The 22,246-nt window shown below is 62.1% G+C and carries 30 protein-coding genes; 1 reads left to right on the forward strand and 29 read right to left on the reverse strand.

The annotated features are described in order from the left end of the window. Nucleotides 1-3: 3 nt before the first annotated feature. From C9424_RS00925 to rpsJ, 22 genes are all read right to left on the reverse strand, one after another. A complete protein-coding gene (locus C9424_RS00925) occupies nt 4-573 on the reverse strand; it encodes an adenylate kinase (protein ID WP_202615738.1) in 570 nt (189 codons plus the stop codon). A 5-nt stretch (nt 574-578) separates the two neighbouring features. Then, nucleotides 579-1,889 carry a preprotein translocase subunit SecY gene (gene secY, locus C9424_RS00930; protein ID WP_116765094.1) on the reverse strand — a complete coding sequence of 437 codons (1,311 nt, stop codon included), beginning with the start codon at nt 1,887-1,889 and terminating at the stop codon, nt 579-581. Between the two features lie 186 nt (nt 1,890-2,075). Continuing rightward, on the reverse strand, nt 2,076-2,567 hold the full coding sequence (gene rplO / locus C9424_RS00935) for a 50S ribosomal protein L15 (protein WP_091251994.1): 492 nt from the start codon (nt 2,565-2,567) through the stop codon (nt 2,076-2,078). Next, entirely contained in the window at nt 2,568-2,774 is a 207-nt protein-coding gene (rpmD, locus tag C9424_RS00940) for a 50S ribosomal protein L30 (RefSeq protein WP_056626615.1), read from the reverse strand. A gap of 1 nt (nt 2,775) precedes the next feature. Continuing rightward, nucleotides 2,776-3,456: a 30S ribosomal protein S5 gene (gene rpsE, locus C9424_RS00945; RefSeq protein WP_202615727.1), complete on the reverse strand. Its 681-nt coding sequence runs from the start codon at nt 3,454-3,456 to the stop codon at nt 2,776-2,778. A 26-nt stretch (nt 3,457-3,482) separates the two neighbouring features. Then, the gene (gene rplR, locus C9424_RS00950) at nt 3,483-3,866 is read right to left on the reverse strand and encodes a 50S ribosomal protein L18 (protein ID WP_091251989.1); all 384 of its coding nucleotides are present in this window, start codon (nt 3,864-3,866) and stop codon (nt 3,483-3,485) included. A 2-nt stretch (nt 3,867-3,868) separates the two neighbouring features. After that, nucleotides 3,869-4,405 (reverse strand): 50S ribosomal protein L6, encoded by a 537-nt coding sequence (gene rplF, locus C9424_RS00955; protein ID WP_116765096.1) that lies wholly within the window; start codon nt 4,403-4,405, stop codon nt 3,869-3,871. 18 nt (nt 4,406-4,423) lie between these two features. After that, nucleotides 4,424-4,822: a 30S ribosomal protein S8 gene (gene rpsH, locus C9424_RS00960; RefSeq protein WP_056425243.1), complete on the reverse strand. Its 399-nt coding sequence runs from the start codon at nt 4,820-4,822 to the stop codon at nt 4,424-4,426. A gap of 94 nt (nt 4,823-4,916) precedes the next feature. Next, nucleotides 4,917-5,498, reverse strand: a complete 582-nt coding sequence (gene rplE / locus C9424_RS00965) for a 50S ribosomal protein L5 (RefSeq protein ID WP_018773672.1) — start codon at nt 5,496-5,498, stop codon at nt 4,917-4,919. After that, nucleotides 5,498-5,857 (reverse strand): 50S ribosomal protein L24, encoded by a 360-nt coding sequence (gene rplX, locus C9424_RS00970; RefSeq protein ID WP_024366125.1) that lies wholly within the window; start codon nt 5,855-5,857, stop codon nt 5,498-5,500. The genes rplE and rplX overlap by 1 nt, the downstream gene beginning before the upstream one ends. A gap of 3 nt (nt 5,858-5,860) precedes the next feature. Then, complete coding sequence (gene rplN, locus C9424_RS00975) at nt 5,861-6,229, reverse strand: 50S ribosomal protein L14 (protein ID WP_003803789.1); 369 nt, start codon at nt 6,227-6,229, stop codon at nt 5,861-5,863. Between the two features lie 554 nt (nt 6,230-6,783). Next, entirely contained in the window at nt 6,784-7,092 is a 309-nt protein-coding gene (rpsQ, locus tag C9424_RS00980) for a 30S ribosomal protein S17 (RefSeq protein ID WP_091251984.1), read from the reverse strand. Continuing rightward, on the reverse strand, nt 7,089-7,418 hold the full coding sequence (gene rpmC, locus C9424_RS22045) for a 50S ribosomal protein L29 (RefSeq protein WP_066436863.1): 330 nt from the start codon (nt 7,416-7,418) through the stop codon (nt 7,089-7,091). Before rpmC ends, rpsQ begins: the two co-directional genes overlap by 4 nt. 2 nt (nt 7,419-7,420) lie before the next feature. Further along, on the reverse strand, nt 7,421-7,837 hold the full coding sequence (rplP, locus tag C9424_RS00990) for a 50S ribosomal protein L16 (protein WP_018773668.1): 417 nt from the start codon (nt 7,835-7,837) through the stop codon (nt 7,421-7,423). Beyond that, nucleotides 7,838-8,674, reverse strand: a complete 837-nt coding sequence (gene rpsC, locus C9424_RS00995) for a 30S ribosomal protein S3 (protein WP_091251983.1) — start codon at nt 8,672-8,674, stop codon at nt 7,838-7,840. Beyond that, nucleotides 8,675-9,040: a 50S ribosomal protein L22 gene (gene rplV / locus C9424_RS01000; protein ID WP_003803798.1), complete on the reverse strand. Its 366-nt coding sequence runs from the start codon at nt 9,038-9,040 to the stop codon at nt 8,675-8,677. A 38-nt stretch (nt 9,041-9,078) separates the two neighbouring features. After that, nucleotides 9,079-9,360 (reverse strand): 30S ribosomal protein S19, encoded by a 282-nt coding sequence (gene rpsS, locus C9424_RS01005; protein WP_018773666.1) that lies wholly within the window; start codon nt 9,358-9,360, stop codon nt 9,079-9,081. Nucleotides 9,361-9,372: 12 nt separating this feature from the next. Then, complete coding sequence (rplB, locus tag C9424_RS01010) at nt 9,373-10,212, reverse strand: 50S ribosomal protein L2 (protein ID WP_091251982.1); 840 nt, start codon at nt 10,210-10,212, stop codon at nt 9,373-9,375. Nucleotides 10,213-10,241: 29 nt separating this feature from the next. Beyond that, nucleotides 10,242-10,547, reverse strand: a complete 306-nt coding sequence (gene rplW / locus C9424_RS01015) for a 50S ribosomal protein L23 (RefSeq protein WP_018773664.1) — start codon at nt 10,545-10,547, stop codon at nt 10,242-10,244. Then, the gene (gene rplD, locus C9424_RS01020; RefSeq protein WP_090575302.1) at nt 10,544-11,164 is read right to left on the reverse strand and encodes a 50S ribosomal protein L4; all 621 of its coding nucleotides are present in this window, start codon (nt 11,162-11,164) and stop codon (nt 10,544-10,546) included. The genes rplW and rplD overlap by 4 nt, the downstream gene beginning before the upstream one ends. 4 nt (nt 11,165-11,168) lie before the next feature. Then, a complete protein-coding gene (gene rplC / locus C9424_RS01025; RefSeq protein ID WP_003803812.1) occupies nt 11,169-11,819 on the reverse strand; it encodes a 50S ribosomal protein L3 in 651 nt (216 codons plus the stop codon). 17 nt (nt 11,820-11,836) lie between these two features. Then, on the reverse strand, nt 11,837-12,145 hold the full coding sequence (gene rpsJ, locus C9424_RS01030; protein WP_003803825.1) for a 30S ribosomal protein S10: 309 nt from the start codon (nt 12,143-12,145) through the stop codon (nt 11,837-11,839). A 398-nt stretch (nt 12,146-12,543) separates the two neighbouring features. Between rpsJ and C9424_RS01035 the strand changes: the two genes are divergently transcribed. Further along, on the forward strand, nt 12,544-13,977 hold the full coding sequence (locus C9424_RS01035) for a GH1 family beta-glucosidase (protein WP_116765097.1): 1,434 nt from the start codon (nt 12,544-12,546) through the stop codon (nt 13,975-13,977). Between the two features lie 53 nt (nt 13,978-14,030). Here C9424_RS01035 and C9424_RS01040 read toward each other — a convergent pair whose 3' ends face one another. The 7 genes from C9424_RS01040 to rpsL all read right to left on the reverse strand — a co-directional run bounded on the left by C9424_RS01040 (nt 14,031) and on the right by rpsL (nt 21,898). After that, the gene (locus C9424_RS01040; RefSeq protein ID WP_161958184.1) at nt 14,031-15,389 is read right to left on the reverse strand and encodes a hypothetical protein; all 1,359 of its coding nucleotides are present in this window, start codon (nt 15,387-15,389) and stop codon (nt 14,031-14,033) included. Between the two features lie 176 nt (nt 15,390-15,565). Beyond that, nucleotides 15,566-15,688, reverse strand: coding sequence for a hypothetical protein (locus C9424_RS22050; protein ID WP_272914133.1), 123 nt, complete (start codon nt 15,686-15,688; stop codon nt 15,566-15,568). 90 nt (nt 15,689-15,778) lie between these two features. Further along, entirely contained in the window at nt 15,779-17,140 is a 1,362-nt protein-coding gene (locus C9424_RS01045; RefSeq protein WP_116765099.1) for a hypothetical protein, read from the reverse strand. A gap of 271 nt (nt 17,141-17,411) precedes the next feature. Continuing rightward, complete coding sequence (gene tuf / locus C9424_RS01050; protein ID WP_116765100.1) at nt 17,412-18,602, reverse strand: elongation factor Tu; 1,191 nt, start codon at nt 18,600-18,602, stop codon at nt 17,412-17,414. Nucleotides 18,603-18,867: 265 nt separating this feature from the next. Beyond that, nucleotides 18,868-20,982, reverse strand: a complete 2,115-nt coding sequence (fusA, locus tag C9424_RS01055) for an elongation factor G (protein ID WP_091252105.1) — start codon at nt 20,980-20,982, stop codon at nt 18,868-18,870. 69 nt (nt 20,983-21,051) lie between these two features. Further along, a complete protein-coding gene (rpsG, locus tag C9424_RS01060) occupies nt 21,052-21,522 on the reverse strand; it encodes a 30S ribosomal protein S7 (RefSeq protein WP_011692813.1) in 471 nt (156 codons plus the stop codon). A gap of 1 nt (nt 21,523) precedes the next feature. Then, nucleotides 21,524-21,898, reverse strand: coding sequence for a 30S ribosomal protein S12 (gene rpsL / locus C9424_RS01065; protein WP_018773658.1), 375 nt, complete (start codon nt 21,896-21,898; stop codon nt 21,524-21,526). Nucleotides 21,899-22,246 lie beyond the last annotated feature (348 nt).

Raw genomic sequence — 22,246 nt, forward strand, 5'->3', positions numbered from 1 at the left:
GGATCAGGCGGTCTGGGCCGACTTGATCGCTTCCATGACGCGCTCGGTGACTTCATCAATGCCGCCGATGCCGTCCACCTGGGTCAGGATGCCGCGCTCGGCATACTTCTGCACAACGGGTTCGGTCTGGCCGTGGTACAGGTCCAGCCGGTGACGGATAACGCCTTCGTTGTCGTCGCTGCGGCCGGTTTCCTTGGCACGGCCCAGGAGCCGCTTGACCAGTTCTTCATCGTCCGCGGTCAGCTGCAGGACGACATCGAGCTTCTGGTCGCCGTCGGCCAGGATCGCGTCGAGGTAGTCCACCTGCGCGGTGGTGCGCGGGTAACCGTCCAGCAGGAAGCCGGGCTCGACGTCGTCCTCGCTGAGGCGGTCGCGCACCATCTTGTTGGTGACGCTGTCCGGAACGAAGTCGCCGGCGTCCATGTACTTCTTGGCCTCGACGCCCAGCGGCGTCTCACCCTTGACGTTGGCGCGGAAGATGTCTCCCGTGGAGATCGCAACGACGCCGAGGCGCTCCGAAATGCGTTCCGCCTGCGTTCCCTTGCCGGAGCCGGGAGGTCCGATAATCAACATTCTCGTCATCGCAAAAGCCCTTCGTAGTGACGTTGCTGTAGTTGCGCATCAATCTGCTTTACGGTCTCCAGACCGACGCCCACCATGATCAGGATCGAGGTGCCGCCGAACGGGAAGTTCTGGTTAGCGTTGATCAGAACCAGTGCAACCAGCGGGATCAGTGCCACGAAGCCAAGGTAGAAGGCTCCGGGCAGGGTGATCCGGGATAGGACGTACTGAAGATAATCCGCGGTCGGCTTGCCGGCGCGGATGCCCGGAATGAAGCCACCGTACTTCTTCATGTTGTCCGAGACCTCTTCGGGGTTGAATGTAATCGCAACATAGAAGTAGGTGAAAAACACAATCATGGCGAAATACAGCAACATATAGATCGGGTGGTCACCCTTGGTCAGGTTGTTGTTGATCCACTCAACCCAGGGCTGCATCTGCTCGCCGGCCTTGGGCTGGTTGAACTGTGCGATCAGCCCCGGCAGGTACAGCATGGACGAGGCGAAGATGACGGGCACGACGCCGGCCATGTTCACCTTGATGGGGATGTAGGTGCTGGTTCCGCCGACGGTGCGGCGTCCGATCATGCGCTTGGCGTACTGCACCGGGATCCGGCGCTGGGACTGCTCCACGAAGACCACCAGGGCAACGGTGAGCAGGCCGATGATCAGGACCAGGAAGAAGGTGCCGGGGCCCTGGGCCTTCCAAATCGCACCGAGCGAGCCCGGGAAGCCGGCTGCGATGGAGGTGAAGATCAGCAGCGACATGCCGTTGCCGACACCCTTTTCCGTCACGAGCTCACCCATCCACATGATGAGGCCCGTACCGGCCGTCAGCGTGATGATGATGAGCACTGTGGTGACGATGGAGCTGTCCGGAATGATGGGCAGCTGGCAGTTCGGCAGCAGCTGTCCGGAGCGCGCCAGCGACACCAGCGTCGTGGCGTTGAGCAGGCCGAGGGCGATGGTGAGATAGCGGGTGTACTGGGTCAGCTTGGACTGGCCGGATGCACCCTCCTCGTACAGCTGCTGGAAGCGGGGAATGACCACCCGGAGCAGCTGGACGATGATGCTCGCCGTGATGTAGGGCATGATGCCCAGGGCAAAGATGGACACCTGCAGCAATGCACCGCCGCTGAACAGGTTGACGAGCTGGTAGATCCCGCCCGAGGTCTGACCGTTCTGCAAGCATTGCTGGACATTCTGGTAGCTCACACCAGGCGAGGGGATGAATGCACCCAAGCGGAAGATTGTGATGATTCCCAGCGTGAACAACAACTTGCGTCGCAGATCAGGCGTGCGAAAGGCCCGGCCAAATGCGCTAAGCAAGCGTCCTCCTGAGTAATAAGTAAAGTCGTGTGAGACAGGTCAAATAAACCCAACAACCGAGTCTAACGGGTGGATGCGTCCGGCGAACAATCGGCGGGGCCCGGAAAATGAAAAAACTCCCGGCACCGGGGGCTTGAGCCCCTGGTACCGGGAGTTTCAACAACGGGCAACTGCCCCGCCGCCTCGTTAGAGGGCGGTGGTGCTTCCGCCTGCTGCGGCAATCTTTTCAGCGGCGCTGGCCGAGAATGCGTGGGCGGTGACGTCAACCTTGACGGTGATGTCGCCGGTGCCCAGCACCTTGACGGGCTGGTTCTTGCGAACGGCACCCTTTTCGACCAGGTTCTCCACGGTGACTGCGCCACCTTCCGGGAACAGCTCGTTGAGCTTGTCCAGGTTTACAACCTGGTACTCAACCCGGAACGGGTTCTTGAAGCCGCGCAGCTTCGGCAGGCGCATGTGCAGCGGCAGCTGGCCGCCGGCAAAGCCAGCCTTGATCTGGTAGCGGGCCTTCGTACCCTTGGTACCGCGACCGGCGGTCTTACCCTTGGAACCTTCACCACGACCAACACGGGTCTTGGCGGTCTTGGCACCCGGGGCGGGACGCAGGTGGTGAACCTTCAGTGCGTTCTGCTTTTCAGCGGCGCCCTGTGCCTTTTCGGCGGTGTTCTTCTCTGCCATTTACTTCGCCTCCTCTACCTTTACCAGGTGCGGAACCGTGTTGAGCATTCCGACGGTCACGGCGTCGGCGGTGCGGACAACGGTGTGTCCGATCCGCTTCAGGCCGAGGGACCGAAGGGTGTCGCGCTGGTTCTGCTTGCCGCCAATGGCGGACTTGATCTGAGTGATCTCCAACTGGGCGTCGGAGGGAATCAGGTTCTTAGCCAACTCAGACACCTGCCTTCTGGTTCAAAAGCGCCTTCACCATTGCCGGCGGAGCGATCTCGTCGAGCGGGAGGCCGCGGCGTGCTGCCACTGCTGCCGGCTCTTCAAGGCGCTTCAGCGCGTCAACAGTCGCATGCACGATGTTGATGGCGTTGGAAGATCCGAGCGACTTGGAGAGGATGTCGTGGATTCCCACGCACTCCAGTACTGCACGGACCGGACCGCCGGCGATAACACCGGTACCGGCGGACGCCGGACGCAGCATGACGACGCCTGCGGCGGCCTCACCCTGTACGCGGTGCGGGATGGTGCTGCCGATGCGGGGAACGCGGAAGAAGGACTTCTTGGCTTCTTCAACGCCCTTCGCGATTGCGGCAGGAACTTCCTTAGCCTTGCCGTAGCCGACGCCGACCATACCGTTGCCGTCACCGACGACGACGAGGGCGGTGAAGCTGAAGCGACGACCACCCTTGACGACCTTGGAAACGCGGTTGATGGTTACGACGCGCTCTACGAACTGGCTCTTCTCGGCCTCGCGGCCGCCGTCGCGGCCACCACGGCCGCCACGGTCGCCACGGCCCTGGCCGCGGTCGCCACGCTCGCCACGACGAGCGCCACCACGGCGGTCATCGGCGGTCGCAGGCGCAGCGGTCTCAGTTGCCGGAGCGGCTACAGCTTCAGTCACCTGAATGTCCTTTTCGTTATTTTCGGTCACAGTGACAGCCCACCTTCACGTGCACCGTCAGCGACGGCGGCGATGCGGCCGTGGTACTTGTTACCACCGCGGTCGAAGACAACTGCTTCGATACCGGCAGCCTTGGCACGCTCGGCGACGAGCTCGCCAACGCGCTTGGCCTTGGCAGTCTTGTCACCGTCGAATGCACGAAGATCGGCTTCCAACGTGGAGGCGCTTGCCACGGTCAGGCCCTTGGTGTCATCGACAACCTGGACGAATACGTGACGTGCGGAACGGTTGACGACCAGACGCGGGCGTACAGCCGTACCGGAGATGCGCTTGCGGATACGAAGCTGGCGGCGGCTGCGCTGGGCAGACTTGCTCTTGTTCGTACGCTTCTTGTTAATTGCGATCGCCATGGTTACTTACCAGCCTTTCCGACCTTGCGGCGGATGACTTCGCCTGCGTAACGGATGCCCTTGCCCTTGTAGGGGTCCGGCTTCCGCAGCTTGCGAATGTTGGCAGCAACCTCGCCGACCTGCTGCTTGGAGATACCTGAAACAGAGAGCTTGGTCGGGGTCTCAACTGCAAAGGTGATGCCGTTCGGTGCCGAGACGTTGACGGGGTGGCTGAAGCCCAGAGCGAACTCCAGGTCAGAACCCTTAGCCTGGACGCGGTAACCGGTACCGACAATCTCAAGCTTCTTCTCGTAGCCTGCGGTGACACCCTGGATCATGTTGGCGATCAGGGTGCGGGTCAGGCCGTGCAGCGAACGTGAGGCGCGCTCGTCGTTCGGGCGGGCGACAGTCAGGGTGCCATCTTCCAGGGAAACCTCGATCGGGCTGGGCACAGTGTGGCTCAGCTCGCCTTTGGAACCCTTGACGCTGACGACAGAGCCGTCAACCTTGACCTCAACGCCGGCAGGAACGGTGATGGGGAGACGTCCAATACGTGACATTATTCTCTTCCTTTCCCGTTACCAGACGTAAGCGAGGACTTCGCCGCCCACGCCCTTCTTGCCGGCCTGCTTGTCAGTCAAGAGGCCGGAAGAGGTGGACAGGATTGCGACACCCAGGCCACCGAGCACGTGCGGCAGGTTGGTGGACTTTGCGTAAACGCGCAGTCCCGGCTTGGAAATACGACGAACGCCAGCGATTGAACGCTCGCGGTTCGGACCGAACTTGAGCTCGAGGGTCAGCTTCTTGCCAACCTCAGCGTCTTCTTCTTTCCAGGAGGCGATGTAACCTTCAGCCTTCAGGATGTCGGCAACGCGTGCCTTGAGCTTGCTGTACGGCATGGACACGGAGTCGTGGTATGCCGAGTTAGCGTTGCGCAGACGCGTAAGCATGTCTGCGACGGGATCTGTCATTGTCATGTGGGCTCTTGCCCTTCCTCATAACGGTTTCCGCCACGCTGCATTTCCGAAAATAAACCGGAAACAGCGCGGCCGGACCTTTTACGTAGCTAGATTAGTCTTCGGTCTTGAACGGGAAGCCAAGCGCCTTGAGCAGCGCGCGGCCTTCGTCGTCAGTCTTGGCAGTGGTCACGACAGTGATGTCCATGCCGCGTACGCGGTCGATGGAATCCTGGTCGATTTCGTGGAACATAACCTGCTCGGTCAGACCGAAGGTGTAGTTGCCGTTGCCGTCGAACTGCTTGCCACTGAGGCCACGGAAGTCGCGGATACGCGGCAGTGCCAGCGTGACCAGACGGTCCAGGAATTCCCACATACGGTCGCCACGCAGAGTCGCGTGCGCACCGATCGGCATGCCTTCGCGCAGCTTGAACTGTGCGATCGACTTGCGTGCCTTGGTTACCTGCGGCTTCTGGCCGGTGATCAGGGTGAGATCGCGGACAGCGCCGTCGATCAGCTTGGAGTCCTTGGCGGCATCTCCAACACCCATGTTCACAACGACCTTGACCAGGCGGGGAACCTGATTGACGTTCTGGTACTTGAATTCCTCAGTCAGCGTGTTCTTGATGGAATCGGCGTACTTGGTCTTCAGACGAGGAACGATCTTGCTTGCCGGAGTCTCGAGAGTCTCAGTCATTAGATGTCCTTCCCTGAGCTCTTGGCCACGCGGACGCGCACTTCACGCTTCACGCCATCGCGCTCAACGGTCTCGGTGCGGAAACCGACGCGGGTGGGCTTCTTGGTGGACGGGTCAACCAGAGCCACGTTGGAGATGTGGATCGAAGCCTCGACGACCTCGATGCCACCGGTCTTGGTGCCGCGCTGCGACTGACCGACCTTGGTGTGCTTGGTTACGCGGTTAATGCCTTCGACCAGCACGCGGTTGGTCTCGGGGAATACGCGCAGAACCTTGCCCTGCTTGCCCTTGTCGCCGCCGCGCTCAGCCTTGGCGCCAGTAATGACCTGAACGAGGTCACCCTTTTTGATCTTAGCCATGGACTAGAGCACCTCCGGAGCCAGAGAAACGATCTTCATGAACTTCTTGTCGCGAAGTTCACGACCAACCGGTCCGAAGATACGGGTACCGCGGGGGTCACCGTCGTTCTTCAGGATGACGGCTGCGTTCTCGTCAAACTTGATGTAGGAACCATCCGCACGGCGGCGTTCCTTCTTGGTACGGACGATGACAGCCTTGACGACGTCGCCCTTCTTTACGTTGCCGCCCGGAATTGCGTCCTTGACGGTAGCGACGATTACGTCGCCAATGCCTGCGTAGCGACGGCCAGATCCACCGAGAACGCGAATGGTAAGGATTTCCTTAGCACCCGTGTTGTCGGCGACCTTGAGTCGCGACTCCTGCTGAATCACTATTTACTCCTTGCGTCGCGCTGGTTCTCAGACCGAAAATCTTCCTACGGAATGAGCCTTGCGGAACGGTTGATCGGGGTGTCTCTTGACCTGCCTGGATTTTGCCAGACCAGGCCTAAACGCCCGTGCCAAAAACATTTGCTTCCCAGGCGGTTCCGACGGATCGGGGCGCAAGGGGGCACTATGCCGTGGCACGATTGTTTACGAGGTTGATGACGGCGCGCAAAAGGCGCCATACAAACTCAAAATCTTAGCACGTTTTCGGCGTATCCCCATATCACAGCCTTACCTTTCAACCGCAGCCCATCACAGCGTAGCCAGGGCAGCAGCGCACGGCAGCGCCCGACGGCGTCACGCAGGACAACTTCTTGGCCCGCCGGCCGCCGCGCTCCCCCGGAAACCCGGCCCGCCGCCGTCGTACGCTTCGTGAAAGCCTGCTGCCCGTGACACCGCGAGCCGCGGCCCCCAAGATTTCCCCGACAACGCGGAAGCCCCCGCTCCCCCAAAGGGGAACGAGGGCTTCAGCTGTAGCACAGGCAGCAAAGCTGCAGGTGTTACTTGGCCTTTTCGAGGATCTCGACCAGGCGCCACCGCTTGGTAGCGGACAGCGGGCGGGTCTCGGCGAGGAGCACGAGGTCGCCGATGCCGGCGCTGTTCTCTTCGTCGTGAGCCTTGATCTTGGCGTTGCGGCGGATGACCTTGCCGTAGAGGGCGTGCTTCACGCGGTCTTCGACCTGGACAACGATGGTCTTTTCCATCTTGTCCGAGACGACGTAGCCGCGCTTCGTCTTACGGTAACCGCGCTCGTCAGCCTTGGCTGCGCCGGAAACAGTTTCCGTCACGTTCTCGTCCTTTTCACTCACTTGGCATCCTCCTCGGTTTCAACCGTTTCAGCCTTCTCGGCCTTCTTGGTTGCAGCCTTCTTGGACTTCTTCTCTTCCTTGGCTTCCACAACCGGTGCGGCAACCTCGGCACGAATGCCCAGCTCGCGTTCGCGGAGAACGGTGTAGATGCGGGCGATGTCCTTCTTTACCGCACGCAGACGACCGTGGTTCTCCAGCTGACCGGTGGCGGACTGGAAACGCAGGTTGAACAGCTCTTCCTTGGCCTTGCGGAGTTCTTCAACGAGACGCTCGTTGTCGAAACCGTCCAGCTGTGCGGATGCAAGTTCCTTGGATCCTACTGCCATTTCTACTCACCACCTTCGCGACGCACAATGCGTGCCTTCAACGGCAGCTTGTGGATTGCCAGGCGCAGGGCCTCGCGAGCTACCTCTTCACTGACACCGGAGAGTTCGAAGAGAACCCGGCCCGGCTTGACGTTTGAGACCCACCATTCCGGAGAACCCTTACCGGAACCCATGCGGGTTTCGGCAGGCTTCTTCGTCAGCGGACGGTCCGGGTAAATGTTGATCCAGACCTTTCCGCCACGCTTGATGTGGCGGGTCATCGCGATACGGGCAGATTCGATCTGACGGTTCGTGACGTAGGCAGGGCTCAGAGCCTGGATGCCCCACTCACCGAAGGAGACCTGGGTGCCGCCCGTAGCAGCGCCGGAACGACCCGGGTGGTGCTGCTTACGGTGCTTTACTCGACGTGGGATAAGCATTTAAGCCTGTCCTCCTTCTACTGCCGGTGCAGCTGCCTCAACTGCCGGAGCTTCGGCGGCAGCGGGTGCTGCCTCAGCTGCCGGGCGGTCGTTACGACGACGGCGGTCACCACGGTCAGCGCCACCCGGGCGGCCCGGGCGGTCGCTGGCACCACGGCCGCGGGACGGAGCAGCAGCTGCCTGCTGAGCCAGTTCCTTGGCGGTGACGTCGCCCTTGTAGATCCAGACCTTCACGCCAATGCGGCCGAAGGTGGTCTTGGCCTCGTAGAAGCCGTAGTCGATGTTCGCACGCAGGGTGTGCAGGGGCACACGGCCTTCGCGGTAGAACTCCGAGCGGGACATTTCAGCGCCGCCCAGACGACCGGAGCAAGCGATACGGATACCCTTGGCACCGGCACGCTGTGCGGACTGCATGGCCTTCTTCATCGCGCGGCGGAACGCCACGCGGGAAGTCAGCTGCTCAGCAACGCCCTGGGCAACAAGCTGGGCTTCCATCTCGGGGTTCTTGACCTCGAGGATGTTCAGCTGAACCTGCTTGCCGGTGAGCTTTTCGAGCTCGCCGCGGATGCGGTCTGCTTCAGCGCCGCGGCGGCCGATGACGATGCCCGGACGTGCCGTGTGGATGTCCACGCGGACACGGTCGCGGGTGCGCTCGATTTCGACCTTGGCGATGCCGGCGCGTTCCATGCCCGTGGACATGAGCTGGCGGATGCGGATGTCTTCGCGAACGAAGTCCTTGTACCGCTGGCCAGCCTTGGTGCTGTCAGCAAACCAGTGCGATACGTGATCGGTGGTGATGCCGAGTCGGAACCCGTGCGGGTTAACTTTCTGTCCCACTTAGCGAGCCTCCTCTTTCTCCGGGGTAGCGACTACCACGGTGATGTGGCTCGTGCGCTTCTTGATCTGAAATGCACGACCCTGAGCTCGCGGCTGGAACCGCTTCATGGTCGGGCCTTCATCAACAAACGCTTCGCTGATGATGAGGTCACCTTCGTCAAACGCCACGCCGTCGCGGTCCGCGAGGACCCGGGCGTTGGAGATTGCCGACTGAACTACCTTGAATACCGGCTCCGAAGCTGCCTGGGGGGCAAACTTCAGAATTGCCAGAGCCTCATTCGCTTGCTTACCACGAACAAGGTTGACGACGCGCCGGGCCTTCATAGGCGTTACGCGGATGTGACGCGCAATTGCCTTGGCTTCCATTGCTTTCCTTCTCTCGTCTTTGACGTAAGTGCAGGCGCCTAGCGGCGCTTGCCCTTACGGTCGTCCTTGACATGGCCGCGGAATGTCCGCGTGGGAGCGAATTCGCCGAGCTTGTGCCCGACCATCGACTCAGTGACAAACACGGGGATGTGCTTGCGTCCGTCGTGCACGGCGATCGTGTGGCCGAGCATGTCGGGGACGATCATCGAACGGCGGGACCAGGTCTTGATGACGTTCTTGGTGCCCTTTTCGTTTTCCCTGGCTACCTTCACAAAGAGGTGCTGGTCAACGAAAGGACCTTTTTTCAGGCTGCGTGGCATGTGTCCAGGCTCCTATCGCTTGTTCTTGCCAGTACGACGGCGACGAACAATAAGCTTGTCGCTCTCTTTGTTGGGGCGGCGGGTGCGGCCCTCAGGCTTACCGTTGGGGTTGACCGGGTGACGACCACCGGAGGTCTTACCTTCACCACCACCGTGCGGGTGGTCAACCGGGTTCATGGCGACACCACGGACGGTCGGGCGAACGCCCTTCCACCGCATACGGCCGGCCTTGCCCCAGTTGATGTTCGACTGCTCAGCGTTGCCGACCTCGCCGACGGTTGCGCGGCAGCGCACGTCAACGTTCCGGATTTCGCCGGAAGGCAGACGCAGCTGGGCGAAACGGCCTTCCTTGGCGACGAGCTGAACAGAAGCGCCAGCGGAACGGGCCATCTTGGCGCCGCCACCCGGACGCAGTTCGACTGCGTGGATAACGGTACCGACGGGGATGTTGCGCAGCGGCAGGTTGTTGCCCGGCTTGATGTCAGCGTCGGCGCCGGCCTCTACGAAGTCGCCCTGGGACAGCTTGTTCGGGGCGATGATGTAACGCTTGGTGCCATCAACGTAGTGCAGGAGTGCGATGCGAGCCGTACGGTTCGGGTCGTACTCGATTTCGGCAACGCGGGCGTTGACGCCGTCCTTGTCGTGGCGACGGAAGTCGATCAGACGGTACTGACGCTTGTGTCCACCACCCTTGTGACGGGTCGTGATCTTACCGGTGTTGTTACGGCCACCCTTTTTCGGGAGGGGACGTACCAACGACTTTTCCGGCGTCGACCGCGTGATTTCAGTGAAGTCCGCTACGCTCGAGCCACGACGGCCCGGGGTAGTCGGCTTGTATTTACGGATTCCCATAATTTATTTCCTCGTTAAAGTGGTCTCCGCTATGAAAGCGGACCGCCGAAGATGTCGATAGTGCCTTCTTTGAGGCTCACAATGGCACGCTTGGTGTTCTTGCGGGTACCCCAGCCGAATTTGGTGCGCTTGCGCTTACCGGCACGGTTGATGGTGTTGATCGATTCGACCTTGACGGAGAAAATCTTCTCCACGGCCAGCTTGATCTCGGTCTTGTTCGAGCGGGGGTCCACCAGGAAGGTGTACTTGCCCTCGTCGATCAGGCCGTAGCTCTTTTCCGAGACGACGGGTGCAAGCACGACGTCGCGCGGGTCTTTGATGGTGGCTGCACTCACTTGGCATCCTCCTCGTTCTTTGCGACCTTGTCAGCAACAAATGCTTCGTAGGCAGCCTTGGTGAAGACTACGTCGTCGGAAACGAGAACGTCGTAGGTGTTCAGCTGGTCTGCGTACAGAACGTGAACTTCCTCGAGGTTGCGCACGGACAGTGCAGCAACATCGTTGGCGCGCTCAATGACAACGAGCAGGTTCTTGCGCTCGGAAACTCCGCGCAGGGTTGCCAGTGCTTCCTTGGAGGACGGCTTGGAGCCGGCAACCAGGTCAGCGATGACGTGGACGCGGCCGTTGCGGGCACGGTCCGAGAGTGCGCCGCGCAGTGCAGCAGCAATCATCTTCTTGGGGGTGCGCTGGCTGTAGTCACGCGGCGTGGGGCCGTGGACAACGCCACCACCGGTCATGTGAGGAGCACGGATGGAACCCTGACGGGCGCGGCCGGTGCCCTTCTGCTTGAACGGCTTGCGACCTGCACCGGAAACTTCGGCGCGGGTCTTGGTCTTGTGGGTACCCTGGCGAGCAGCAGCGAGCTGGGCAACGACGACCTGGTGCAGCAGCGGCACGTTGGTCTGTACGTCGAAGATCTCTGCAGGCAGGTCAACCTTGACAGTGCTAGTCATTGAACTAGGCTCCCTTCACGGCGGTGCGTACGAGTACGACCTGGCCGCGGGCACCGGGAACGGCGCCCTTGATCAGGAGCAGCGACTTCTCGACGTCAACCGCGTGGACCGTGAGGTTCAGCGTGGTGTGACGAACGGCGCCCATGCGGCCGGCCATTTTCATGCCCTTGAAGACGCGGCTCGGGGTGGATGCGCCACCGATTGAACCGGGCTTACGGTGGTTCTTGTGGGCACCGTGGGAAGCTCCAACGCCGTGGAAGCCGTGACGCTTCATAACACCGGCGAAGCCCTTACCCTTGGTGGTGCCAACGACGTCGATCTTCTGGCCGGCTTCGAAGAGCTCTACGGAGAGCTCCTGGCCCAGCTCGTAAGAGTCAGCATCTGCAGTGCGCAGTTCTACGACGTGGCGGCGAGGCGTGACGCCTGCCTTTTCAAAGTGACCAGCCAGCGGCTTGGTGACCTTGCGGGGATCGATCTGGCCGTAGCCGATCTGAACGGCGACATAGCCATCAGTTTCTGCGTTGCGCAGCTGCGTGATGACGTTCGAGTCAGCCTGGACCACAGTGACGGGGATGAGCTTGTTGTTCTCGTCCCAGACCTGGGTCATGCCGAGCTTCGTGCCCAGCAGGCCCTTTACGTTACGGGTTGCGGTCATAGTCTCTCAGCACCTCCCTACAGCTTGATTTCGATGTTCACGTCGGCCGGCAGGTCGAGACGCATGAGCGAGTCAACAGCCTTGGGCGTGGGGTCGATGATGTCGATCAGACGCTTGTGCGTGCGCATTTCGAAGTGCTCGCGGCTGTCCTTGTACTTGTGCGGAGAGCGGATAACGCAGTACACGTTCTTCTCCGTCGGCAGCGGCACGGGGCCAACTACCGTTGCGCCTGCGCGCGTGACCGTCTCAACGATCTTCCGTGCTGAAACGTCAATGACCTCGTGGTCGTATGACTTCAGCCGGATGCGGATTTTTTGTCCCGCCATGTCGCCTGACTCTCTTTCAGTCTGTGCTTCCCCTGATTGGGGCTGCCCTGTTCACTTACGTGTTGTGTGGCTGCCGAAGCATTTGAAGTCGTGACTACCACCCGCCGCACAAGCTGAATCCGGAAGAATCCGGGTTCCTCAACCTGCCGGCGTAACCGACCCCCGCGGTCGGGCGTGTCGCACGTTTTCACACATACGAGTCCGCAATTCCATGGGGAGTGGGTTATGTTTGGTCTCTTACTTGGACCCTGTCACCCGGCATTATCCGGATCGGGACGCGAAAGAGCGCTTGAACAACTCAACTAGTATGCCGGAATTTGCGGGCAGAAGCGAATCAGTCCCCATGAAGGGGCAGTTCGGACATTGTCCTCCTCCGCCATCGAATAGATGATAGGGGCATGACTGTGCAGGATTCTGTTTCAGTTCAGGCCCTCGCCGCCCGCCTGAGGCCCGGGTTCACTCTGGGAGTCGCCTCCGCTGCCTTCCAGATCGAGGGCGGCCTCGACGCCGGCGGCCGCGGGCCCTCCGGCTGGGACGCCTTTGCCGAGAGGCCGGGGAACATCCTGCACGGGCACTCCCCCGCCGTCGCGTGCGATCACTATAACCGCGCCGCCGAAGACATCGGGCTCATGCGCGAACTCGGAATCGACTCCTACCGCTTCTCCATCTCCTGGCCGCGGGTCCAGCCCGAGGGGACAGGGCCCTTTAATGCGGCCGGCCTGGACTTCTATGACCGACTCATCGACCAGCTGCTCGCCGCCGGCATCTCCCCCATGGCCACGCTGTACCACTGGGATACGCCGCTCCCCCTCGAGCACCGGGGCGGCTGGATGAACCGCACGACGGCGGAACGGTTTGCCGAGTACAGCGCGGCTGCCGGCAAGCGGTTCGGCGATCGTGTGGCGCAGTGGGTCACGCTGAACGAGCCCGCCTCGGTCACTCTCAACGGGTACGCCCTGGGCACCCATGCGCCCGGCCACGGCCTGCTCTTCGATGCCTTACCGTCTGTGCACCATCAGCTCCTTGGCCACGGCCTGGCGGTGCAGGCGCTGCGCGCGGAAGGCGTCAGCGGCGCCGTCGGCGTCTCGAACCTGCACTCGCCGGTCCGGCCGGCTTCCGGCTCCGTCTCGGACCGCCTGCTCGCCCGGGTGTTCGACCTCCTGCTGAACCGGCTCTACGCCGACCCGATCCTGCTGGGCCGCTTTCCCGCGCCGCCGCTGATCGCCCGGCCGTGGTTCCGTTCGCTGCGGAGCATCCCCGACGCGGATCTGGCCACCATTCACCAGCCGCTGGATTTCTACGGCCTGAACTACTACTACCCCGTGCGGGTGGCCACGGGCCGCGGCGTCGACAGCCCCACCGGAGACGCGGAGGCGATGCTGAAGGTGCCCTTCCACCTCGCCGCGTTCCCGGAATACGAGCACACAGGATTCGGCTGGCCGGTCGCTCCGGAGCACCTGGGAGTCCTGCTCCGGGAGCTGAAGGACCGGTATGGCGCGTCGCTGCCGCCGCTGTTCATCACCGAGAGCGGGGCGAGCTTCCCCGAACCGGACCACGTCACGGGACCTATCCCCGACGCCGGGCGGATCAGCTACCTCGCCGCGCACCTTCGCGAGGCGGTGGAAGCCACCTCCGCCGGCGGCATAGCCCACGACGTCGAACTGCTCGGCTACTACGTCTGGACCCTCATGGACAACTTCGAGTGGGCGGCCGGCTACTCCCAGCGCTTCGGCCTGGTGCACGTGGATTTCGATACCCAACAGCGCACGCCCAAGGAGTCCTTCTACTGGTACCAGGCCCTCGCGCGGGCCCGGGGGTCCCGGGCCGTCTAGGGGGCCGCCGTCTGCTCTGCGGGCCGAACGTTCAGGGCTTGGCGAGCTCCCCTCTAACGGCTCAGCGGCAGCCCGGCGCGGATATAGAGCGAAGCGCTACGTTCCTCCCCAGCCAGTCTCCACTCCGGCTCAGTCCGCAGTCGCTTGGCAAGCCCACTGCCGGGAGAGACGAGCACACAATCGGCCCCGGACAGCTTGTCCCGTAGACTCCCACCGCCGCTCTCAATGAAGCCGGCCAGTGCGGACACTCGTTCGGCTCCATACAAGTCGTTGCGCGAGTCAAGCGAAACCTTGACATCCGGTCGCTCCAGGATCAAAAGGCCGCCGAGCGTGTAGTCGTTAAACACATGGCACCCAGCCGGAATTGCTTGGATGATGCCGGACGGGTAGCGGTCCGGATTGGGACGCCCAACGGACGCGAGATTGGAAGCCACCAGCGCCGTGATGACTCCCATGCCAAGCGCGGCGCCCTGTGCCAGCATCTTGCGCCGGCTTTGGAAATAACGCAACGCGAAGGACCGTGATACTCCGGACATCAGTACGGGAACCGCCAGCAGGAGTAGCACCGGCAGGATCCGGAGGGCGACTACCGAGCCGGCGCCTGCGACCAATAAGGCAGCTGAGAACACGATGTCTCGCCGGGCGGCAGCAATGACCAGGGCCACCAGCCCCAGCGCGAAAGAGATGAGCTGCACCGGATCCCCCGGGTTCAAGGGCTGCCACTCAGTGATGCCCGCGGACGCCGCCTTGACCTGGGCCGTTTGGGTGAAGATCCCGGCGCCATAGGGGTTGGCAAGGCTCCCGACGAAGACGATTCCGAATCCGCCCAGAAGCCATCCGCAGCGCCGACGCGCAGCCGGATGGAGGGCGGCCACGGCTGCAGTTCCCCCGGCAATGCCCACCCCAAGCAGAGAAGCGGCATGCAGGTTCACCCACACGACCGACAGCACGCCGAGGGCGCCTAGCTGCCACAGCGAAGGACTATCGAGCATACGCCGCAGGACGACGACCAGGACCAGCACAGCCGCATAGTCCACAAGTTGTGGGCGGGCGGAAAGCCAGGCAATAAGCAGCGGCGACACGATCACCAGGAACCAGCCTGATATCGCCGGCGAAGCCTTGAGGTCCCGGGCCAGCAGGAGGACAAGGACGGCGACGGCGGTTGCCAACCCCGCGCACACTAACGCAACGAGTACCAGGCCGCCCGCTTGGAAGGCCAAGGCCAGCAGCACGTTGAAACCCCAGGAGTTCAGGGTCCAGCCTTCACCAGCCGCAGTCCATGAATACGGGTCGACGGTTGGAATTCGCTGGTTACTGATCGTGTCGATTCCGGCGCGGATCTGCCAAAAGGTGTCGGACTCGCTGAAGATTTCCGCCCGGGCCAGCGCAAGCGGAACGAAGGCTAGGCACACGAGGAGCCAACCCCTCAAGGCCGTGGGGCGGCGCACGACGGCGCTGTGGGCGCTGATTTCCCGCGTTTCGGCACTGCGTGCTTCGGCCATACCAGGTACCCTACCCGACAGGCTCCTGTTGAGACGCCAAGGACCAGTGCGCGTTCAGCGCCTGTGGCGGGCACGGCCGGAGACTACTACTCGCGGTTTGCCCGGTTGATGCGCTTGGCACGCTCGATTTCCTGGCGGAAGTGCTTCTTCACCCAGAAATAAGCGACCGCTGCCCCGACGACAAGCAGCAGAAAAATGAACCAGCCCATGGTGAGCTCCTTTCCCCTACCTGCAAAGGTAACACGGCCGAATTCCACCACAACGGACAGGAGGAACACCACCACAGGGTGGCTGCCGCCTCAGGCGCGCGGAACTCGCACGAACAGCGCGGCCGTGTCCTCGGACAAGACAACGCTCCACCCGGAGTCGCTGTGCAGCCTCTTGGCCAGTCCGCTGGAGGACGGAACCAGGACGCAATCGGCGCCGGCCAGTCGTTTGTCAAGATCGCCGTCGCCAGCCGCAATAAATTTCATGTACGTGTCGACCCGCTCGGCGCCGTAGAGGTCATTCCGGGAGTCAAGGGACACCCGGACGTCCGGCCGCTGCAGGATCACGAGACCGCCGACCATGTAGTCGTTGAAGAGCCGACAGCCCGGAGGTATCGCCTGGATCGCCCGGCTCGGATAGACAGCTGGATCCGGGCGGCCAATAGCCGGGACATTGACGACAGCCAGCCCGGCGATAACGGCTACGGCCGCCGTGCCACACCTGGCGAACATCTTGCGGCGACTCTGCAGGTAACGGAGAACGACGGGCTGTCCGGCCGCCGAAATGAGGACCGGCAATGATACGAGCAGAAGCAGGGGAAGCATCCGGATCGCGGCGACCGAACCGGCGGCGCAAACAAGGAGGGCAGCTGAAAACACCACGTCGTGCCGACGGCCAGCCACGATCAGCGCGGCCAACCCCACCGCGAACATGAACATATGCACCGGGTCGGTCACGTCGAGGGGCTGCCATTCGGCAATGACGGTTGAAGCATTTTTGACGCCGGCAGTCTGGGAAAAGATGCCAACCCCATAGGGATTGGCAAAGCTGGACAGCAGGGTCACGAGCAGAGCGCCAGCCAGCCAGCCGGCCCGGGCCCGCGTGGTGCGTTTCACCGCAGCCAGGGCGGCCGACCCGCCGACGATTGCCACCCCCACCAGTGCTGCCGCATGAAGATTTACCCACAGGACGGTCAATAATGCGAGTAGCGCAAAGTGCCGGGGCGACGGGGCCTCCAGGATGCGCCGGAGGAGGAGGATGAGAAGGAGGACCGCAGCGAAGTCCACCAGATGAGGTCGTGCGGACAACCACGGGATCATCAGAGGGGACGCAAACAGCAGCAGCCAGCCGGCGATCACCGGCGAAGCTCCTAGCTTGCGGGACATGAGCAGGACTAGCCCACCGATGGTTGCTGCCAGCAGCCCACACCCGAGCGCTACAGCGACCAGGCCTCCGACGTCGAACAGCCACGCCAGCACCACATTGAATCCCCAGGAATTCAAGGTCCACGGTTCGCCGGCCGCTGTCCAGGAGAACGGATCGCTGTGGGGAAGTTTCCCCCCGTCCAGGGTCAGGAGCCCCGTTCGTATCTGCCAGAAAGTGTCCGAATCGCTGAAGTTTTCCGCCCGGCCAAGCGCGACGGGAACGAAGGCCAGCCAGGCAAGGAACCACATTTTGATCGGGGTCTGCGACTCGCCAGTCCCAAGAGACCCGACGTCCCCCGCTATCGCCACGCCGTTGCGACGTACGATACCCCAAGCCGACTCGGCCGTCGTTTTGAGGCGCGTCGCGGCGCACGGAGAAGAGGGCCACGGGACCCCCCTGCCGGAGTCTCCGTAGCTGAAGGGGGTCGTTAAAAAGAACAGCCCCGCTGCAGATGCAGCGGGGCTGTTCCCTAGTTTTCCATGGCCGTCAGCCGGCCAGGTCAACCGTGATCAGCAAGTATTACTTGAGGATCTTGGTGACGCGTCCCGAACCAACGGTGCGGCCGCCTTCGCGGATAGCGAAGCCGAGGCCCTCTTCCATAGCGATCGGCTGGATGAGCGCAACGGTCATCTCAGTGTTGTCGCCGGGCATAACCATTTCCGTGCCTTCCGGCAGGGTGATAACGCCGGTTACGTCCGTGGTGCGGAAGTAGAACTGCGGGCGGTAGTTGGAGTAGAACGGGTTGTGACGTCCGCCTTCGTCCTTGGAGAGGATGTAGACGTTAGCCTCGAAGTCGGTGTGCGGGGTGATGGAACCCGGCTTGACGACAACCTGGCCACGCTCGACATCGTCGCGCTTCAGACCGCGGAGCAGGAGGCCACAGTTCTCGCCGGCCCATGCTTCGTCGAGCTGCTTGTGGAACATCTCGATACCGGTAACCGTGGTCTTCTGGACCGGGCGGATGCCGACGATCTCGACCTCGGAGTTGATGGCGAGGGTTCCACGCTCGGCGCGGCCCGTAACAACGGTGCCACGGCCGGTGATCGTGAAGACGTCTTCGATCGGCATCAGGAAGGGCTTGTCACGGTCACGGATCGGGTCCGGAACGGACTCGTCGACAGCTGCCATGAGGTCCTCAACGGACTTGACCCAAACCGGGTCGCCTTCGAGGGCCTTCAGGCCGGAAACGCGGACAACCGGAGCCTCATCGCCATCGAAGCCCTGCGAGCTGAGCAGCTCACGAACTTCCATTTCGACGAGGTCGAGGAGTTCCTCGTCATCAACCATGTCTGCCTTGTTCAGCGCGACCAGCAGGTAGGGAACGCCAACCTGGCGGGCAAGCAGAACGTGCTCGCGGGTCTGAGCCATCGGGCCGTCAGTGGCGGCAACCACGAGGATTGCACCGTCCATCTGAGCAGCGCCGGTGATCATGTTCTTGATGTAGTCAGCGTGACCCGGAGCGTCTACGTGTGCGTAGTGGCGCTTCTCGGTCTGGTACTCAACGTGGGAGATGTTGATGGTAATGCCGCGCTGACGCTCTTCGGGTGCAGAGTCAATCGACGCGAAGTCACGCTTCTCGTTGAGAGTCGGGTACTTGTCGTACAGCACCTTGGAAATGGCGGCCGTCAGCGTCGTCTTACCGTGGTCAACGTGACCAATGGTACCGATGTTAACGTGCGGCTTAGTCCGCTCGAACTTTGCCTTTGCCACAGGTTCCTCCTAGAACGTTTTCAAATGACTTACCCTTCGGCCGCGCTTGTCGCGGCAGAAACTCCAGTAAGTCTACTTGGGGGGCTTTGGATTGGTGAAATTGCAGATTCAGGTACTAATGCTAGTGCCTAGAGCCTGTTCGTGCAGGCGGCCGAACTCCGGCCTGGCCGGACTACAGCTGACCGGAGTCCGGCCACTTGCACCAGATGAATCCCCGCTGGCGGAGACGCATCCGAGTTTTTGCTGCTGCGATGCGTCCTAGGGACTACTCGCCGCGGTTCTTCTGGATGATCTCGTCGGCAACTGCCTTCGGGACCTCGGCGTAGCTGTTGAACGTCATGGAGTACACAGCGCGGCCCTGGGTCTTCGAGCGCAGGTCACCGATGTAGCCGAACATGCCGGACAGCGGGACGTGCGCGCGAATGACCTTGACGCCCTGGGCATCCTCCATGGACTGCATCTGGCCACGGCGGGAGTTGAGGTCACCGATAACTTCACCCATGTATTCCTCAGGGGTGCGGACCTCGACATCCATCAGCGGTTCGAGCAGAACAGGGTTCGCCTTGCGTGCGGCTTCCTTGAAAGCCATACGGCCGGCGATCTTGAACGCCATTTCCGAGGAGTCAACATCGTGGTAAGCGCCGTCAATCAGCGTTGCCTTGATGCCGACAACCGGGTAACCGGCCAGGACGCCGTCGTTCAGCGCATCCTGGATACCGGCGTCGACCGACGGGATGTACTCGCGCGGAACGCGGCCACCGGTGACCTTGTTCTCGAACTCGTACAGCTCGCCACCTGAGGTGTCCAGCGGCTCGATCGCGATCTGGATCTTTGCGAACTGGCCGGAACCACCGGTCTGCTTCTTGTGCGTGTAGTCGTGACGCTCTACAGCACGCTTGATGGTTTCGCGGTAAGCAACCTGCGGCTTGCCAACGTTCGCCTCGACCTTGAATTCGCGGCGCATGCGGTCCACCAGGATGTCCAGGTGGAGCTCGCCCATGCCGGCGATGATGGTCTGGCCGGTGTCTTCGTTGAGGGAGACCTGGAAGGTCGGGTCCTCAGCGGAGAGCTTCTGGATAGCCGTGGAGAGCTTCTCCTGGTCACCCTTGGTGTTCGGCTCGATCGCAACCGAGATCACGGGCTCCGGGAAGCTCATGGACTCGAGGACAATCTGGTTGGCCGGATCGCACAGGGTGTCGCCCGTGGTGGTGTCCTTCAGGCCGATCGCTGCGTAGATGTGGCCGGCGGTAGCGCCCTCGACGGGCATTTCCTTGTTGGCGTGCATCTGGAACAGCTTGCCGATGCGCTCCTTCTTGCCCTTGGTGGAGTTGACCACCTGGGAGCCTGCTTCCACGTGACCGGAGTACACGCGGATGAAGGTGAGCTGGCCGAAGAACGGGTGCGCAGCGATCTTGAAGGCCAGCGCGGAGAAAGGCTCTTCGGAGGAAGGCTTGCGGGTCAGTTCCTTCTCTTCGTCGCGGGGATCGTGACCGATCATCGGCGGGACGTCGAGCGGGTTCGGCAGGTAGTCCACCACAGCGTCGAGCATCGGCTGGACGCCGCGGTTCTTGAAGGCAGAACCACAGAAGACCGGGTAGATCTCGGAGTTGATCGTCATCTTGCGGATGCCGGCCTTGAGCTCGTCGATGCTGATCTCTTCGCCTTCGAGGTACTTCTCCATGAGTTCCTCGGAGGACTCGGCAACAGTCTCAATGAGCTGCGCGCGGTACTCGTCGGCCTTCGCCTGGAGGTCAGCCGGGATCTCGCGGATCTCGTACTTGGCACCCATGGTGACGTCACCCTTGGCGTCGCCGGGCCATACCAGCGCACGCATGTAAAGGAGGTCGACGACGCCGATGAAGTCGTTCTCGGCGCCGATCGGCAGCTGCATGACGAGCGGCTTGGCACCGAGGCGGCTGATGATGGTGTCGACGGTGAAGTAGAAGTCAGCGCCGAGCTTGTCCATCTTGTTGACGAAGCAGATGCGCGGGACGTTGTACTTGTCAGCCTGGCGCCAAACAGTCTCAGACTGCGGCTCCACGCCTTCCTTGCCGTCGAACACGGCGACAGCGCCGTCGAGGACGCGCAGGGAGCGCTCAACCTCAACGGTGAAGTCAACGTGGCCGGGGGTGTCGATGATGTTGATCTGGTTGTTTTCCCAGAAGCAGGTCACGGCGGCAGACGTGATGGTGATGCCGCGTTCCTTTTCCTGTTCCATCCAGTCAGTCGTCGAAGCGCCGTCGTGCGTTTCGCCGATCTTGTGGTTCACACCTGTGTAGAACAGGATGCGCTCGGTAGTAGTGGTCTTGCCGGCATCGATGTGGGCCATGATGCCGATGTTGCGGACCTTGCTAAGGTCGGTAAGCACGTCCTGTGCCACGGTGTCTCCCTTTCGGATGGACTGCACGTTCGCCGCCGGCTCAGTCGAGCCGGCGGCGTCCGGGAAGTATTACCAGCGGTAGTGTGCGAAGGCCTTGTTGGACTCGGCCATCTTGTGGGTGTCTTCGCGACGCTTCACAGCGGCACCGAGACCGTTGGAGGCATCCAGGATCTCGTTCTGGAGGCGCTCGGTCATCGTCTTTTCACGGCGGGCCTTGGAGTAGCCGACCAGCCAGCGGAGGGCGAGGGCCGTCGAGCGACCCGGCTTGACCTCGACCGGAACCTGGTAGGTGGCGCCACCAACACGGCGGGAGCGGACCTCAAGCGAAGGCTTGACGTTCTCCATGGCCTTCTTGAGGGCTGCAACGGGGTCGCCGCCGGACTTGGCGCGAGCACCTTCGAGGGCACCGTAAACGATGCGCTCTGCGGTGGACTTCTTGCCGTCAACCAGCACCTTGTTGATGAGCTGGGTAACCAGCGGGGAGCCGTAAACGGGATCTAGAACTAGCGGCCGCTTGGGGGCCGGACCCTTGCGAGGCATATTACTTCTTCTCCATCTTTGCGCCGTAGCGGCTGCGGGCCTGCTTACGGTTCTTGACACCCTGGGTATCGAGGGCGCCACGGACGATCTTGTAGCGGACACCCGGAAGGTCCTTCACGCGGCCGCCGCGGACGAGCACAATGGAGTGCTCCTGCAGGTTGTGGCCTACACCGGGGATGTAAGCGGTGACTTCAATGCCACCGTTGAGGCGCACACGTGCAACCTTACGCAGAGCCGAGTTCGGCTTCTTCGGGGTCGTCGTGTAAACGCGGGTGCAAACACCGCGACGCATCGGGCTGCCGTTAAGCGCGGGGGCCTTGGTCTTTTTGACCTTAGGCGTGCGGCCCTTGCGGACCAGCTGGTTAATCGTAGGCACTCTCGTGTTCTCCGTTTTATCCGGAGCGGCCGTTGGCGGACGCTCTCTTGTCGCTGCGCCTCGCCGCCCGAGCCTTGAAGTTCTCTCCAGAGCAGCTGAGGCGAAGCCTTAATAGTCGGACCGCACGCCGGGTTCCAAGGACTTTCGACCCAAATTGCCCCTAGGCATGCGAAAATGTGGCATACGTTGCACAAGAACCCTGCAAACCGGAAACGTCGTCCTGGTTAAGCTTTTCAGCTGCAACCGGCGCACTCATCCACTGCCACAATAACAATTAGTCTCCAGTCTACCACGGGCGGCTCCCAGCCCTTAATCGCGCCCCCGCTACCCAACTGACTCGCAGCTGAG

Origin of the sequence: Arthrobacter sp. H-02-3, assembly GCF_003097355.1 — a bacterium.
GTDB lineage: Bacteria > Actinomycetota > Actinomycetes > Actinomycetales > Micrococcaceae > Arthrobacter > Arthrobacter humicola.